This is a genomic window from Stenotrophomonas sp. EMP41 (assembly GCF_047495535.1).
In the GTDB taxonomy this organism is placed as follows: domain Bacteria; phylum Pseudomonadota; class Gammaproteobacteria; order Xanthomonadales; family Xanthomonadaceae; genus Stenotrophomonas; species Stenotrophomonas sepilia.
This window is the reverse complement of sequence record NZ_CP179923.1, coordinates 3,744,553-3,758,326: the sequence shown is the minus strand read 5'-3', so window position 1 is coordinate 3,758,326 and position 13,774 is coordinate 3,744,553. Positions and strand designations below refer to the sequence as shown.

Sequence of the window (13,774 nt, the reverse complement as noted above, 5' to 3'; positions counted from 1 at the left end):
CGCGCTCACTCAGTTGCGCCGCACCCCTGCCAGGAGAGAACCCCGATGTTGCCCGCCCGCCACCACCGCCCCCCCTGCCGCCCGATCGCTCCGCTGACGCTGGCCATTGCCGGCGCGCTGTTCTCGATTGCCGCTCCTGCTTTTGCCCAGGAGAGCAAGGACAACGCCACCGACCTGGCCCGTATCGAGGTCACCGGTTCCAACATCCGCCGCACCGACGTTGAAACCGCCTCGCCGGTGCAGGTGATCAGCAAGCAGGACATCCAGAACATGGGTGCGCGCACGCTGCTGCAGGTGCTCGACAACCTGCCGGCCGCTCGCCCGGCGCAGCAGGATGCGCGCTCGCTGTTCACCGGTTCCGATGGTGCCTCGCAGGCCAACCTGCGCGGGCTCGGCGCACAGGGCACGCTGGTGCTGCTGAACGGTCGCCGCCTGTCGTACTACGGTGCGCCGGCCGGCTTCCAGACCCAGTTCGTCAACATCGATGCGATCCCGGCCGCGGCCATCGAGCGCATGGAAGTGCTGACCGACGGCGCGTCGGCCGTGTACGGTACCGACGCGGTGGCCGGCGTGATCAACGTGATCACCAAGCGCAACTTCCAGGGGGCCGAGATCAGCTTCACCAACGACACCTCCTCGCGCATCGATTCCTACGGCGAGCGCCAGGCCAGCATCACCGCCGGCTTCGGTGACCTGGCCGAGAACCGCTTCAACATCTACGGTGCGGTCAACATGTACCGTCGCGACGCGATTCCGCTGAGCGATTTCTACGACAAGCGGCCCGACCAGTACTACGTCAACAATCCGAACTACCTCAACAACCTGCGCCTGGGTGTGGGCAGCAAGCCGGGCGAGTTCAACCCGGGCACCTACTTCGCGTTCGATCCGGTCACCGGCCGCCGCGTGCAGGAAGCCGCGCCGGGCTGCAGGAACGTGCTGACCAGTGAAGCGGCCGGTCCGCGTTGCGTCTGGGAAACCTGGATGAACAACGAGATCGATGCCGGCGCCAAGTCCGAGCGCAATACCGCCTACCTCAACGGCACTTTCCTGGTGGGTGACAGCACCGAGATCTTCGCCGAGGCGACCTACACCGACATCGACCTGCGCGCCAACGGCGGCACGCCGCGCACCTACGGCACCACCACCGGCAACCCGACCAGCTGGTTCTCGCGTAATACCGGCAACACCGTCAACCAGTTCCTGTACCCGTTCCTGGGCCCGAACAACGAGTACAACCACGCCAGCCCGCAGTTGAAGGCCATGATGGGCGGGGTGGTCGGCCTGAACTACCTGCTGCAGGATGCCGGCCCGAACTACTTCGGCCAGCGCAACACGGACAAGAGCTACCGCGTGCTGGCAGGCGCACGTGGCAATGTGGGTGACTGGAACTGGGAAACCGCATTCGCCAGCGCGGGTACCCACTCCACCACCTACCAGACGATCAACGTCAACACCAAGGGCTTCGAGAAGGCCTTCGGCCCATACACGATCGATCCGGGCACTGGTCGGGTGATCATCTCCGACCACCCGGCGTACAAGTTCGGCGAGATCAGCGAAGCCAACGCCGCGCTGATCCGTGAAGCCTTCCCGACCTTCGACATCCAGTCGTGGACCCGCCTGCATACACTGGACGGCAAGATCGAAGGACCGCTGTTCCAGCTGCCAGCGGGCGAGATGCGCGCCGCGTTCGGCTTCAATGCCAGCCGTGAGACCTTCTACACCCCGGGCAACGCCGATGCGGCCAACGGCCTGATCACCCAGCAGGGCGGCTCGTGGTTCGACGGCAAGCGCAACACCTACGCGCTGTTCGCCGAGACCGTGGCACCGATCACCGACAAGCTGGAACTGGATGCGGCGGTGCGCGTGGACAAATACCCGAACTTCAGTGCCAACATCGCGCCGAAGATCGGCTTCAAGTACCAGGCGTTCGATCAGCTGATGCTGCGCGGCACCTATTCCACCGGCTTCCGTGCACCGAGCCTGGCCGAGTCCGGCAACGGCGGCGTGTTCGCCCAGCTCGGTGGCTTCCGTGACGAACTGCGCTGCGGCGAGACCAACGCCATCGCCAACCTGCTGCTGAAGTCGCAGCGGCCGGGTGACGTCGACCTCGGCAAGACCCTGCTGAACGTCGACTGCAGCCGCACCGTGGCGCGCATGACCCAGCCGAACAAGGACCTGAAGCCGGAGAAGGCGAAGATCGCCACCCTCGGCTTCGTCTACGAGCCAGCGAGCTGGCTGTCGGTGTCGGCCGACTACTGGTTCATCTACCGCAACAATGAAATCGTCGCGCCGGATTATCGCCGCATGGAAGACATCATCTCGATGTCGCGCTCGCCGATCACCGACAGCGACCGCGCCAACCTGGCGCAGCTGGCGGCAATGTGCGCCGATCCGGCCAGCGGCGTGAGCTGCCCGGCCACCCTGCCGGGCTACTCCGCCGGCAACGTGGCCAGCGTGGTCGGCCAGTACAAGAACCGCGGCAAGACGCTGATCGACGGCTTCGACATCGACGCGCGCAGCCGCTTCTCGCTGGGCGACTGGGGCAACCTGAACATCGGCCTGGCCGCCACCATCGCCAACCGCAACCGCTTCTACATGGACGCGGAGAACGGCTGGTACTACGGCGACGTGGTGGGCTATTACAACAACCCGCGCCTGCGTGCCACGCTCAATGCCGACTGGACCTACAAGCAGGTGACCACCAGCATGTTCGTCAACTACGTCGGCGGAACCAAGTGGGCCACCGACCAGATCGACGAAGAGAGCAACAACAAGGAAACCTGCACCGGCGGCTACCTGGCCCTGCAGAAGAGCAAGTGCGATGGTGCACCGTCGTGGTGGACCGCCAACATGAGCGTCACCTGGCGCCCGGACGATGCGTGGAACCTGAGCTTCACCGTCAAGAACCTGTTCAACCGCCTGCCGTTCTACGATCCGAACAGCTTCCTGGGTGACTCCAGTGACTACGCAACCATCTTCGGCCGTGGTTACAGTGTGACCATCGGCTACCGGTTCAAGTAATTCCGTTTGCGTGACCTGGCGTGCCGGCTGCGGCCGGCACGCTGCCAAGAGGAGAGATGTCTGTCATGAAGCGTAGGGAATTCATCGCGGCCAGTGCCGCTGTTGCCGCCAGCAGCCTGCTGCCGCAGACCCCGGCATGGGCACGCGGGCGCAAGGTGCGCCTGGCCATGATCGGTACCGGCATGCGCGGGCTGGTGCTGCTGAAGGAGCTGGTGCGTCGCGACGACGTCGAAGTGGTTGCCCTGTGCGACATCGAGCCGATCATGCTGGGCCGTGCCACAGAGATGGTGGCGAAGGCCGGCAAGCCCGTGCCGAAGACCTATGGCCAGGACCGCGACACCAACGCGTGGAAGCGCCTGCTGGAACAGAAGGGCATCGATGGCGTGATCATCGCCACGCCGTGGGAGTACCACGCACCGATGGCGATTGCCGCCATGCAGGCCGGCGTGGCCGTGGGCTGCGAAGTGGTGGCCGGCATCACCCTGCAGGACCACTGGGACGTGCTGAAGACCCAGCTGGGCACCGGCACCCCGTACATGCTGCTGGAGAACGTCTGCTACCGCCGCGACGTGATGGCGGCGTTGCAGATGGTGCGCCAGGGCCTGTTCGGCGAGCTGGTGCATCTGCAGGCCGGCTACCAGCACGACCTGCGCGGCGTGAAGTTCAATTCCGGCGATCCGAACCAGCCCTACGACAGCGGCGTGGAGTTCGGTCCCAAGGGCTGGAGCGAAGCTCGCTGGCGCACCGAGCATTCGGTGGAACGCAATGGTGAGCTGTACCCCAGCCACGGCATCGGCCCCTGTGCGATGTACACCGGCATCAACCGCGGCAACCGCTTCACCCACATCAATGCCTTCGCGACCAAGGCACGCGGCCTGCACGAATACACCGTGGCCAAGAGTGGCGGCACCACCCACCCCAGCACCCAGGTGAAGTTCAAGCTCGGCGACATCGTGACCACCACGCTGGCCTGCGAGAACGGCGAGACCATCCTGCTGCAGCACGACACCTCGCTGCCGCGCCCGTACTCGATGGGCTTCCGCGTGCAGGGCACCAAGGGCCTGTGGATGGACGTCAACCATTCGATCCACATCGAAGGCCGCAGCCCGCCGCATCAGTGGGAAGAGTTCAAGAAGTACCAGGATGAGTACGAACATCCGCTGTGGAAGCAGAATGCCGACACCGCCGCCAGCGCCGGCCACGGTGGCATGGACTGGTTCGTCATCCATGCCTTCGTTGAAGCACTGAAGGCCAAGGCGCCGATGCCGATCGACATCTACGACGCGGTGACCTGGAGTGCGATCACGCCGCTGAGCGAGCAGTCGATCGCCAACGGTTTCCAGACGCTGGAGTTCCCGGACTTTACTGCTGGTGCGTGGAAGACGCGCAAGCCGATTTTTGCGTTTGACGGTAAGTACTGATCTGCTCTTGTAGAGTCGAGCCATGCTCGACTGCTTTGAAGCCAACGCCGGGCCATGCCCGGCGTTACTGTCTGCATCGGTGCATTGGCACCCGTAGAGCCGAACCCATGCCCGGCTGTCTGTCTCGCCGACCGCATTAAACTAGCGGCCCCACCGTTGGCGGAGCCCCATACCATGCCATGCCAGAAGATCAGGGAACTTCCTGACCAGCGATTCGTCGGCCCCTACGGCACGGAATTCTGGCGAATCCACGAAGGCCAGGTCTTCCACCAGGGTCGGTTGCTGCGCAAGGCCGACGCGGCCAGTTTCGAGTTCATCCCCGAACACTATTTCATCGCGCGCGATTCGCACGCCATCTACCACGCCTGGACCCGCCTGCCTGCGATTGACCGCGACAGCTTCCGCCAGTGCGGCGATTACTGGCTGGACAAGCGCAATGTCTACTTCGAGTACGAGACTTCGCTGAAAGCCTTGGCCGAAGCCAATTGCACCACTTTCCGCAGTATGGGCGGCGGCTACGGTGCCGACGATCACGGCGGCTGGTACTGCGGCCGACGCATGAAGCATTGCCTGCGCGGCGACCTGCTGCAGACAATCCCGCAGGACCCGCTGTACGCCGTTGACGACAGCAGCGTCTACTGCGACGGGAAGCCTCTGCCCGGCGTGGATCACACGCGCTGGCGGCTGCTGGACGGACACTTCTCGGGCGATGGCAGCCGTGTCTACTACTTGGAACGGAAGCTGCCGCGCGTGGATGTGGCGTCGTGGCGCCTGTTGCAGGGGAGCTGGTCGCGGGACCATAAATACCTGTTCCATATGTTCATGATCGAGACCGACCCGATGCTGCGTGCACAGCATGGTTTCACGGATGATGAGGGTTGACGCGCGAAGCGGTTACCGTGACACCTTGATCTGCGTCAGCCGTCCCCCGGACGCCCTGGCATGCGGTACGCGGAACATTGCACCAGGTTGCACGAGTTCGGCCTGCTGCATCATCTTGGGCCACCACTCCAGAAGCCGCGCTGCGCGCTCGTAGTGATTGAACGTGCTCCAGCCCTTGGCCAGAACGAATACGGTCAGGCCGAGGCGTGCGATCGCCTCGCGCTCTGCGGGCTTGCGATGATGATGATCCTGGGTAACGTGTACGCGGATGCCACGCTGGGTGGCCGCGTCGAAGAGCTCCAGGTCAGTAGTGCCGGGCATCACGAACTCTCTTACGTGGAAGACTTCGTGTTCGTCCGTTCCTGCAATGGCGTCGATGGCCCGGGCCAGCGCGGGCGGAAGATTCTCATCGATCTGCGCCTTCAAGGCGCGGCTCGATTCTCGAACTGCAGTGCTTTCTTCACTGCAGTCAGAGATAGGTCATACAGCCTGGCCACGCGACGCTCGTCGCCACCTTCGGCGCGCAGCGCCTCGACAATGGCGATGGTAGGAACGCCCGATTCGGCAAGGATGGGCTGACCAAAACTGCGCTGTGGATCAAATACCACCGCACGAGATCCCTTCAGTGGGAACCATCGTTCGGCACGATCATCGATGCCCAGTTCGATGCCGTCACGCAGCGAAGGTGCGATAACCTTGCGCATCACGTCCTGGCGCTTCACCACATCCACCAGTGCGGCATCGCCGCTGTCGCCCACGAGCTCCATGAAAATGCGGCGCCCATCGGTCTTGAAGCTCGTGCTGGTGAAGGGGTACTCCTTACCGAGCCGCTCGTTCAGCTCGACAATGGTTCGCCGCACCAGGTTGAGTGGCACGCCACATGCGACGAATGTGCGGACGAAGCGCAGCTCGATCAGATCGCGAAAGCCAATGCCGTCGATCTCTGAATCGGCCCATTGCGACTTCCACAGGGGAGGGTGGGCTTCCGGATTCCCGTGCTTCCGACCCTGGTAGCCCTTCAGCCACCGGCGCAGTTCCGACGAACTGCCGCCAATGAAGCGCGCAGCATCGGCGTAGGAATAGAGGCCGACGCCGAGGCTGTCCTGTGCTGGCAAGGCGATACCCATGGCGCCGAGTCTACTCAATCCGAATGGAGCTGGAGTACAGAATCACATTCTGCGCCCTGCGGGACTCATAAACTGAGAACGGAGACATGCGCGGGCGAATCTGCCCGGTGATTGGCAGGCCGAAGCCGACAAGAAGATGGCGCGCCCGGAGGGATTCGAACCCCCGACCAATGGCTTCGGAAGCCACTACTCTATCCGGCTGAGCTACGGGCGCGTTGTAGAACCGCCGCGCCGTCGGCCGGTGCCGGGGCGGGCATCGCAGCGCCATGAAGCGGTGCGGGACCGGCATTCTATCCAGTTTCGCCGAACAAATCTCCCCCCACGGGCAAAGCCCTGCCAGAGGGGCAGGAGTATCCTATCGCCATGGCTGATACCCCCCTTACTTCGCCGCAGTCGCCGGCGACGCCGCGTTGGCGGCATTACTGGAGTCTGATGCGCGCTGATCGCCCGATCGGCACGCTGCTGCTGCTGTGGCCCACCTGGTGGGCGTTGTGGCTGGCCGCGGGCGGCCTGCCGCCGCTGTGGACGCTGTTCGTGTTCACCGCCGGCGTGTGGCTGACCCGCTCGGCCGGTTGCGTCATCAACGACTACGCCGACCGCTGGCTCGACCCGCATGTGGAGCGCACCAAGGCGCGCCCGCTGGCCACCGGTGCGATCAGCGGCCGCGCCGCGCTGGCGCTGTTCGCCGTACTGATGCTGGTGGCGTTCGGCCTGGTGCTGACCCTGAACGGGCTGACCATCGGCCTGAGCTTCATCGGCGTGTTCCTGGCTGCCAGCTATCCGTACCTGAAGCGCTACACCCATCTGCCGCAGGTCTACCTGGGCATGTCGTTCGGCTGGGGCATCCCGATGGCGTTCGCCGCCGTGCAGGGCGAGGTGCCGATGCTGGGCTGGCTGCTGTATGCCGGCAACATCCTGTGGTCCACCGCCTACGACACCTGGTACGCCATGGTCGACCGCGAGGACGACCTGAAGATGGGCTCGCACTCCACCGCGATCCTGTTCGGTGATCTCGACCTGGTCATCCAGGGCGTGCTGTACGCACTGTTCCTGGCCACGATGGCGCTGGTCGGCGTGCGCGGCGGGCTGGGCGGGTACTACCTGGCCGGCGTGGCCGTGGCCACCGCGCTGGTGGTGTACGAGTTCTGGATCTGCCGCAACCGCGAACGCGGCCCGTGCTTCAAGGCGTTCCTGCACAACAACTGGGTGGGTGCCGCGCTGTTTGCCGGCATCGCCGTGGACCTGGCGCTGCGTTGATCCCAAGGCCTGGTAGAGCCGGCCGCTGGCCGGCTGGACCCGTGTGTGATCCCGAGGTTGCCGGCCAGCGGCCGGCACTACCGTCCTCCGCCAGCTACGACGATTCCCGCGCATGGTAGAGCCGGCCGCTGGCCGGCTGCACGACCATCCCGATTGGGAAATTGCCGGCCAGCGGCCGGCACTACCGTTCTGTACCACCTACGACCAATAGGTGGCTGACAGCCCACACCCCACCGCCCAGAATCGGTCCATCGAACCTGGGAGGGTAGGCGATGGCCTCGACGGCAGCAGGACAGGACGGCTGGATGGCGCGCGCAGCGCTGCGCTCGGCCGCCTGGGCGGAAAAGTGGTTCCCCGATGCGTATGTGTTCGCGGTGCTGGGCGTGGTCATCGTCGCGCTGGCCGCGATGGGCTTCGGCTCGAGCCCGCAGGCCACGGCCAGCGCCTTCGGTGACGGCTTCTGGAGCCTGATCCCCTTCACCATGCAGATGGCCTTCGTGGTCATCGGTGGCTACGCCGTGGCGACCGCACCGGTGGTCGCACGCTTCATCGACTTCCTGGCCCGGGTGCCGCGCACCGGACGCTGTGCGGTGGTGTACGTGGGCCTGGTCAGCATGCTCGCCTCGCTGCTCAGCTGGGGCTTCTCGCTGGTGTTCGGCGGCCTGCTGGTGCGCGCGCTGGCCCGCCGCACCGAACTGCGCATGGACTACCGCGCCGCCGGTGCGTCGGCATATCTTGGCCTGGGCGCGGTGTGGGCCATGGGGTTGAGTTCCTCGGCCGCACAGCTGCAGGCCAACCCGGCCAGCATGCCGCCGGGGCTGGTGGAGATCACCGGCGTGTTGCCGTTCACCGAAACCATCTTCCTGTGGCAGTCGATTGCGCTGACTGCAGTGCTGATCCTGGTCTCGCTGCTGATCGCCTGGCTGACCGCACCGGCTGCCGGCAGTGCGCGTACTGCCGAGGAGTTCCCAGGCGCTGCGCAGGCCGAGCCGGAACCGCTGCAGCGACGCACGCGCCCGGGCGAATGGCTGGAATACAGCCCGCTGCTGACTGTTCTGCTCTCGCTGCTGGCGTTCGGCTGGCTGTTCAACGAGTTCGCCAGCAAGCCGGTGGTCACTGCCATCGCCAACCTCAACACCTACAACTTCCTGTTCATTTCGCTGGGCCTGCTGCTGCACTGGCGCCCGCGCAGCTTCCTCAACGCGGTGGCCAAGGCGGTGCCGAGCACCACCGGCGTGCTGATCCAGTTCCCGCTGTATGGCGGTATCGCGATGATCCTCACCCACGCCGCCGGCGGTGACGGGCAGACGCTGGCGCACCGGTTGTCGAGCCTGTTCGTGCACGTGGCCAGCACCGATTCGTTCGCGCTGGTGATGGGCGTCTACTCGGCGGTGCTGGGCTTCTTCGTGCCGTCCGGTGGCGGCAAGTGGATCATCGAGGCGCCGTACGTGATGCAGGCCGCAAACGAGCTGAAGGCGCACCTGGGCTGGGCGGTGCAGGTCTACAACGCGGCCGAAGCGCTGCCGAACCTGATCAACCCGTTCTGGATGCTGCCATTGCTGGGCGTGCTGGGGCTGAAGGCACGCGACATCGTGGGCTTCACCTTCATCCAGTTGCTGGTGCACATTCCGCTGGTGCTGGGCCTGCTGTGGCTGCTGGGCATGACCCTCGCGTATGTGCCGCCGGTGATGCCCTGAACGCAGGGCTGGCGTGCGTGCTCGAACAGGACGCCAGCTCCGTTCAGCGCGTGTTTCCGGCAGAGCACGCCATGAATGGGCATGGCGCCAAGGCCGGCATGAGCACATGCCGAACCCGCATGAATCCTTCATCGGCTTGTGCCGCAAGAGGTTTTGCCCGTTCATTCACGCGCTTACACATCCGTGTAGCCGCCCACCAACGCGCGATTAACTCTTCGCTGCAGACGATGGTCCCGTCCACCGCATTCCGCGCGTGGCTTTGGAGATCGGACATGGCACAGCAGAACCAGAACCCGAACCAGAAGCAGCAGGGCCAGCAGAACCAGCAGGATCAGCAGCAGGGTCGTGGCCGCGACCAGCAGCAGCAACAGCAGCAGGAACAGCAGCAGCGCAACCAGCGCAACCAGCAACAGGGTGGGCAGGACGAGGAAGAGTGACTTCGATACCCGCTTCCTGTGATGCGCGAAGCCCCGCCCCGTGCGGGGCTTCGCTTATTCCAGCACGCCGATGCGTTGCAGCACCGGCGCTGCTGACATGTCGTTCGGATTGGTGCCCGGCTGACCCTGCGGCACCTGCATGCCCATGCCGCGGTAGAGATCGACCCAGTGCTGTGCGATCTGCCCGGTCTGCGGGTTGCGGAAGTTCATCGGCTGCAGTGCGAACACATGATGCGCACGGAACGCGCGCTCGATGAAGTCCGAGCAGTAGTAGCTGTCCTCGTTCAACACGTATGACGTGTTGTACGGTTTGCCCAGCATCGTGCGCGCGGTCGCGATCGCATCCCTGATGGCAGCCTGCTGGGATGCGTGCAGGCGATAGACCACGATGTGCCGCTGCTTGGCCCGTGCGTCCTGGCGGAACTCGACCAGTGATTGCCGGCGCGATCCCTTCTCGTCCGCATGCAGTACCTCCCAGCCGTCCGGCGCCGCAGCGACCAGAGCCACGTGATCGAAGCTGGGTGCGCCCTGCTTGCCGGTGGCATCGTCGATGGCCGCGCTGAGGCCGCTGCGGCCGGCGGTGACGAACAGCAGGTCGCCTTCCCGGACCTCCAGCGCGGCCACAACACCAGGCCACAGCATTGGCACCAACAGGGAGAGGGCAAGCAGGAATCCGCGCATAGGGCCAGGGTCGAAGCGTGTGCGGCGTAGTCTAACGGCTGCTGCGATGAGGTTGATTTCCGTATTAGTGTGATATTAGTCTCAATTCAGCATGTCGGGATATTCCTGACAGCGGATGTTGAAACTCAATTGACGGAGGCATGGCTATCCTTGCCTCCCTACCGCGCCGGAACCGCGCGCGACCGCCCGGAATCAGGAGGATCCCGTGAACCAGCTCCGCCCCGTTGCCCTGCTTGCGCTTGCCCTGGGGCTTGCGCTGTCGGGCTGCAAGCCTGCCCCCCAGGCAGCCCCCGCTGACGCCGCCGCCCCGGCTCCGACCAGCACGGCCGCCGCCACGGCGCCGGCCACGCCGGTTGCCGCGCCCCCGGCAGACGCGTCTGCCAGTTGCCCCCATCCGGTCTTCGACGACTTCCTCAAGCATTTCGGCAACGAGATCGCGCTGCAGGAGACGTCCACTGCCGATCCGCTGCTGGACAGCCACATCGACAGCGAAGCCGAGCCGGAGCCACGCAAGGTGGAGGAGAAGGTGCCGCTTGCCAAGGTCGAATGGCCGGTGATGCCGGACCCGGCCACGCTGCAGCGCCAGGGCCGCGAGATGCAGGTCACCCGCCTGCCCGATGGCCAGGTACAGGTGCAGATGCGCACCCCCGATACCAGCGACCAGCAGATCTACACCTTTGCCCAGAAGCCGTGCTGGCAACTGGTCAAGCGTGAGGACGAATCGATCTGACCCCTGAGCGACCGCCTGCGGGCGGTCGTGTGATTCACCCAAGGAGCACCGCATGCGTCTGTCTCCCGTTGCCCCCGTGCTGGCCCTGATGCTTGCTGCCTGCAGCGGCCCTGAGGCGGCTGTACCGGCGGCCCCTGCTTCTACTGACCCGGCAGCGACGCCGGCCGCGCCTGCGGCTGCCGTTGCGGACCATCCCACCTCTCTTACGCGCGACGAGACCGGCATGCATATCGATTGCCAAGGCACCCGCCTGCACCTGGCGGCCCAGCCCACCCAAGACACGGACGCTTCCCGGCTGACCACGCTGGAAATCGAAAAGGACGGCGCACGCCAGGCCATTGCTGCGCCCAAGGAGATGGACGGCTATACCGCCGTTGGCCTGGCCTGCGTGCAGGACCGCAGCGGTACGCCGTACTTCGTCGTGCAGTACGGTGAACTGCCGTTCGGCTGCAGCTTCTGCGAGTGGTACTACCTGTACGACGCCAGTGGCCGCCAGTTGACCCACAGCACACCGCCGCTGCGCGGCGCGGAAGGCGAGGAGCAGGAGCCCAACAACGACGAGTACGAGAAGTTGATCGACTCGCTCGGCATCAAGCACCCGGAGGTGAACTACATCGAAGACTGAGCGCAGCGGCAGGACGTCGCACGCGCGCTGTGAACGCAGCACTGCAGTACCGCAGTACCAGAAGTACCAGGAGCAGTACCCCTTAAGGAAATCCCCCTTTTCATAGAATGGATAGCACACACATGGCAGACATCTACCAGGACATGGTCCAGCCCCGCGGGGCGGCCTACAGCAGTGACCGCATCAAACCGTGGAGCCACTACCGGGAGCCGATCGACCAGAGCGACGGCCGCCTGCATGGCAACTCCCGCCGGTGGGGCGATGCGACCCCGGAAGTACAGTCACGGGTGATCGACACGATCATCGAGTCGGCGCGCGAGAAGGGCCTGACCCCGCGCGAAACGGCGCACGTACTGGCCATCGCCCGCGTTGAATCGGGCTTCAACCCCGATGCCGCCGCTGGCACCACCTCGGCCTCGGGCCTGGGCCAGTTCATCGACAAGACCGGCAACCACTACCACCTCAACAACCGCAACCGCTTCGACGTCGGCGCACAGTCCGATGCACTGGTTGACCATTACATCGATAACCGCACGCTGGCGCACAAGCGCGGCCAGGGTGAGGAGTACATCTACAAGTACCACCACGACGGCCCGACCCGCGATTACGGCGGCCTCACCCTGTCTGAAAAGAAGGTGATGCCGTACGTGGACAAGTACGAGCGGTTCGTGGAGCAGCGCCTGGGACTGACCCAGGGCCAGTCCCATGGCAGCCACGCGGCCCCCACCGTAGCTGCGGCCACGCACGCGCAGGCCAAGCCGGCAGCGGCGCATGCCGAAGGCCAGACCCGCAACTTCGAGCAGACGATGCAGGTGATGCTGCCCCCGCAGAACGGGGTCAAGCCGCACATTACCGGTGAGTTCGGCGAACACCGCGCGCACAAGCCGCACGGTGGTACCGACTTCAACTATGTCGGCGGCCAGCACGGCCGTAATTTGCAGCACCCGACCGTCAACGCGCCGATCTCCGGAACGGTGACGTTCGTCGGCGGCGACTACGGTACGGTGAAGATCAGGGATGCGCAGGGCAACTCGCACGAGATCCTGCACCTGCATTCGACCCAGGTGAAGGAAGGCCAGCCGATCAAGGCGGGTGAGCCGATCGGTACCATGGGCGGGCGTGGCCCGGGCGGTGCGGGTCAGTATGCCCAGCACGTGCATTACCAGTTGAAGGATCCGCACGGCAAGCTGCTCAGCCCGCAGGACTTCTGGGACCACGGCAAGCTGAAGGAAACCGGCAAGGGGGGCCATTCGCATGACGCCGACCACAACGGCGTGCTGCGCCAGGGGGCAAAGGGCGAGGAAGTGACTGCGCTGCAGAAGGAACTCAACCGCCTGGGCGTGCGCGACGGCCATGGCAACCCGCTGAGCGAGGACGGCAAGTTCGGTGCCAACACCAGGGACGCACTGATCGCCTACCAGAAGCAGCACGGGCTCTCCGCCGATGGCGTGGCGGGTCCGGCGACGCTGGGCAAGCTGGCCGAAGGCCGCAGCCATGCCGAGGCGGCGCCGAAGGGGCCGCAACTGGGCGACAAGGCGCATCCGGATACGCCGCTGCACAATGCGATCCGCGGCCACATGCCGGGCATGATCTGCAACGAGATGAGCGCGCACGTGACCGCCCAGGCCAAGGCCGCCGGCATCGATTCACCGGAAAAGCTGCAGGGCGTCACCGTGCAGGATGGCAAGGCCTTCGTCATCGGCACCGTTCCCGGCTTCCGTACTGCGGTGGACATGACCCAGACGGCACCGAGCCTGCAGGAGACCAGCGCTGCAATGCTGGCCAAGCATGAGCCTTCGCAGCAACACGTGCAGGACGAGCAGCAGCGAGTGGCCATGGGCCGTTGACCGCTGCGTGTGAAGAGGTGTGTGGTAAAGGAGGCCGGCCGGGGCAATC

12 protein-coding genes and 1 tRNA gene are annotated in these 13,774 nt (G+C 65.1%); 9 read left to right on the top strand and 4 right to left on the bottom strand.

Annotation, left to right across the window (positions count from 1 at the left end):
- Positions 1 to 45: 45 nt before the first annotated feature.
- The 3 genes from ACMGRF_RS17255 to ACMGRF_RS17245 all read left to right on the top strand — a co-directional run bounded on the left by ACMGRF_RS17255 (position 46) and on the right by ACMGRF_RS17245 (position 5,324).
- Entirely contained in the window at positions 46 to 3,021 is a 2,976-nt protein-coding gene (locus ACMGRF_RS17255) for a TonB-dependent receptor domain-containing protein (RefSeq protein ID WP_312549366.1), read from the top strand.
- 65 nt (positions 3,022 to 3,086) lie between these two features.
- Positions 3,087 to 4,442, top strand: a complete 1,356-nt coding sequence (locus ACMGRF_RS17250; RefSeq protein WP_049417016.1) for a Gfo/Idh/MocA family protein — start codon at positions 3,087 to 3,089, stop codon at positions 4,440 to 4,442.
- A gap of 54 nt (positions 4,443 to 4,496) precedes the next feature.
- The gene (locus ACMGRF_RS17245; protein WP_414485421.1) at positions 4,497 to 5,324 is read left to right on the top strand and encodes a DKNYY domain-containing protein; all 828 of its coding nucleotides are present in this window, start codon (positions 4,497 to 4,499) and stop codon (positions 5,322 to 5,324) included.
- Between the two features lie 12 nt (positions 5,325 to 5,336).
- Here the strand turns inward: ACMGRF_RS17245 and ACMGRF_RS17240 are convergent, their stop codons facing one another.
- From ACMGRF_RS17240 to ACMGRF_RS17230, 3 genes are all read right to left on the bottom strand, one after another.
- Complete coding sequence (locus ACMGRF_RS17240; RefSeq protein ID WP_033832463.1) at positions 5,337 to 5,750, bottom strand: DUF5615 family PIN-like protein; 414 nt, start codon at positions 5,748 to 5,750, stop codon at positions 5,337 to 5,339.
- Positions 5,747 to 6,451 carry a DUF433 domain-containing protein gene (locus ACMGRF_RS17235; protein ID WP_099487799.1) on the bottom strand — a complete coding sequence of 235 codons (705 nt, stop codon included), beginning with the start codon at positions 6,449 to 6,451 and terminating at the stop codon, positions 5,747 to 5,749. Before ACMGRF_RS17235 ends, ACMGRF_RS17240 begins: the two co-directional genes overlap by 4 nt.
- Before the next feature lie 137 nt (positions 6,452 to 6,588).
- Positions 6,589 to 6,665 (bottom strand) — tRNA-Arg (locus tag ACMGRF_RS17230).
- A 149-nt stretch (positions 6,666 to 6,814) separates the two neighbouring features.
- On the opposite strand from ACMGRF_RS17230, the gene ubiA reads away from it, so the two are divergent.
- The 3 genes from ubiA (at position 6,815) to ACMGRF_RS17215 (ending at position 9,842) form a co-directional block, all read left to right on the top strand.
- Entirely contained in the window at positions 6,815 to 7,708 is an 894-nt protein-coding gene (ubiA, locus tag ACMGRF_RS17225; RefSeq protein ID WP_005411493.1) for a 4-hydroxybenzoate octaprenyltransferase, read from the top strand.
- Positions 7,709 to 7,980: 272 nt separating this feature from the next.
- Positions 7,981 to 9,405 (top strand): short-chain fatty acid transporter, encoded by a 1,425-nt coding sequence (locus ACMGRF_RS17220; protein ID WP_192839736.1) that lies wholly within the window; start codon positions 7,981 to 7,983, stop codon positions 9,403 to 9,405.
- Between the two features lie 272 nt (positions 9,406 to 9,677).
- Positions 9,678 to 9,842, top strand: a complete 165-nt coding sequence (locus ACMGRF_RS17215; RefSeq protein ID WP_005414774.1) for a hypothetical protein — start codon at positions 9,678 to 9,680, stop codon at positions 9,840 to 9,842.
- Positions 9,843 to 9,896: 54 nt separating this feature from the next.
- Here ACMGRF_RS17215 and ACMGRF_RS17210 read toward each other — a convergent pair whose 3' ends face one another.
- The gene (locus ACMGRF_RS17210; RefSeq protein WP_099487795.1) at positions 9,897 to 10,523 is read right to left on the bottom strand and encodes a YiiX/YebB-like N1pC/P60 family cysteine hydrolase; all 627 of its coding nucleotides are present in this window, start codon (positions 10,521 to 10,523) and stop codon (positions 9,897 to 9,899) included.
- Between the two features lie 205 nt (positions 10,524 to 10,728).
- Here ACMGRF_RS17210 and ACMGRF_RS17205 point away from each other — a divergent pair, with 205 nt between their 5' ends.
- The 3 genes from ACMGRF_RS17205 to ACMGRF_RS17195 all read left to right on the top strand — a co-directional run bounded on the left by ACMGRF_RS17205 (position 10,729) and on the right by ACMGRF_RS17195 (position 13,725).
- Positions 10,729 to 11,253, top strand: coding sequence for a hypothetical protein (locus ACMGRF_RS17205; protein ID WP_049417019.1), 525 nt, complete (start codon positions 10,729 to 10,731; stop codon positions 11,251 to 11,253).
- Positions 11,254 to 11,476: 223 nt separating this feature from the next.
- Positions 11,477 to 11,878: a hypothetical protein gene (locus ACMGRF_RS17200; RefSeq protein ID WP_005420055.1), complete on the top strand. Its 402-nt coding sequence runs from the start codon at positions 11,477 to 11,479 to the stop codon at positions 11,876 to 11,878.
- A 122-nt stretch (positions 11,879 to 12,000) separates the two neighbouring features.
- On the top strand, positions 12,001 to 13,725 hold the full coding sequence (locus ACMGRF_RS17195; protein ID WP_049417020.1) for a peptidoglycan-binding protein: 1,725 nt from the start codon (positions 12,001 to 12,003) through the stop codon (positions 13,723 to 13,725).
- Positions 13,726 to 13,774: the final 49 nt, after the last annotated feature.

Coding starts and splice junctions, on each gene's coding strand:
- ACMGRF_RS17250 (WP_049417016.1), top strand. CDS start 3,087: ATGAAGCGTAGGGAATTCATCGCGGCCAGTGCCGCTGTTGCCGCCAGC.
- ACMGRF_RS17200 (WP_005420055.1), top strand. CDS start 11,477: ATGCATATCGATTGCCAAGGCACCCGCCTGCACCTGGCGGCCCAGCCC.
- ACMGRF_RS17220 (WP_192839736.1), top strand. CDS start 7,981: ATGGCCTCGACGGCAGCAGGACAGGACGGCTGGATGGCGCGCGCAGCG.
- ACMGRF_RS17255 (WP_312549366.1), top strand. CDS start 46: ATGTTGCCCGCCCGCCACCACCGCCCCCCCTGCCGCCCGATCGCTCCG.
- ubiA (WP_005411493.1), top strand. CDS start 6,815: ATGGCTGATACCCCCCTTACTTCGCCGCAGTCGCCGGCGACGCCGCGT.
- ACMGRF_RS17245 (WP_414485421.1), top strand. CDS start 4,497: ATGCCCGGCGTTACTGTCTGCATCGGTGCATTGGCACCCGTAGAGCCG.
- ACMGRF_RS17215 (WP_005414774.1), top strand. CDS start 9,678: ATGGCACAGCAGAACCAGAACCCGAACCAGAAGCAGCAGGGCCAGCAG.
- ACMGRF_RS17235 (WP_099487799.1), bottom strand. CDS start 6,451: ATGGGTATCGCCTTGCCAGCACAGGACAGCCTCGGCGTCGGCCTCTAT.
- ACMGRF_RS17195 (WP_049417020.1), top strand. CDS start 12,001: ATGGCAGACATCTACCAGGACATGGTCCAGCCCCGCGGGGCGGCCTAC.
- ACMGRF_RS17210 (WP_099487795.1), bottom strand. CDS start 10,523: ATGCGCGGATTCCTGCTTGCCCTCTCCCTGTTGGTGCCAATGCTGTGG.